The sequence below is a fragment of the Pararhizobium sp. DWP1-1-3 genome (genome assembly GCF_049896125.1).
Classification (GTDB): domain Bacteria; phylum Pseudomonadota; class Alphaproteobacteria; order Rhizobiales; family Rhizobiaceae; genus Pararhizobium.
Map to the genome: position 1 here is coordinate 1 of NZ_JAFCTR010000050.1, position 1,031 is coordinate 1,031.

The 1,031-nt window shown below is 63.6% G+C and carries 1 protein-coding gene; it reads right to left on the reverse strand.

Going from position 1 to position 1,031, the window contains the following annotated elements; all coding sequences use genetic code 11:
* Positions 1-844 (reverse strand): IS110 family transposase (locus ACP7BS_RS29735; protein ID WP_426240924.1); only part of this gene is annotated, 844 nt, incomplete at its 3' end.
* Positions 845-1,031: the final 187 nt, after the last annotated feature.

Sequence of the window (1,031 nt, forward strand, 5' to 3'; positions counted from 1 at the left end):
TTTTGGGTTTGCCGGCAGCGACGAGACGGTCGCGGAAGGCCTTGAGGGCGGGGTTGTAGCGGGCAGCGACAAGGGCGGCCATGAACAGCACGGCGCGCACCCTACCCCTGCCGCCCCCGATGAAGCTCTTGCCCTTCCATTTTCCCGATTGCCGCGTCCACGGCGCAAGCCCTGCCAACGATGCGATCTGGCGCCGGTCGAGGCTGCCGAGTTCGGGCAATTGTGCCAACAGGGTTCGTGCCGTGGTCGGACCCACGCCCGGCACCGACGTCAACAGTGTCTCACGCACCCGCCAGACCGGCGACTTGCGTATTTGCTCGTCAAGACCGGCATCGAGACTTTCAAGCTCTCGCCGCAGAGCCGCCAGTACACGCTTGATGCTCGTCTGCGCCGGTCTGGCCAGCACCATCCGGGCCCGGTTTTCCTCCGACACGATCATCTGCACGATCTGCCGCCTGCGGGCGACGAGTTCGGACAGAGCCTGCGTTTCGGCATCCCGCAACGGCCGGATTTCGGGCTTCGTCGCCGCAACGAAGGCGGCGATGACGGCTGCATCGATCGGATCGGTCTTGGCTCTGCGGCCGATCGCATTGGCGTAGGCACGTACCTGCGCCGGATTGACCACCAGGACCGCAAATCCCGCAGACGACAGCGCGGCCACCGCCAGCGTCTCAAAGCCGCCGGTCGCCTCCAGAGCAATCACATCGGCCTGCTGCGCCTTCAGGCGGGAAACCAGCCCGTCAAGACCGGCATGGCTGTTGTCGACGAAGAACACGTCGCCTGACGGTGCCAGCGCTATGTCCAGCCGATCCTTCGAAACATCGATGCCAACGATGATATCCATCTTATCCCATCCTTGCCTAATCGGGCTTTGCCTTAGCAAGCGGCCCCGGCGACTGTTCGGGTTCAATGGAACGGCGGACGGAGACCCTTGCTCTCCCACGGGCTTGGTGTCCCAAAGGTGCGACGGTCTTCCATCCGCCACCGCAACTGGCATTACAGCGCCAAATGCGGAAGAAGGGAAGTTACAA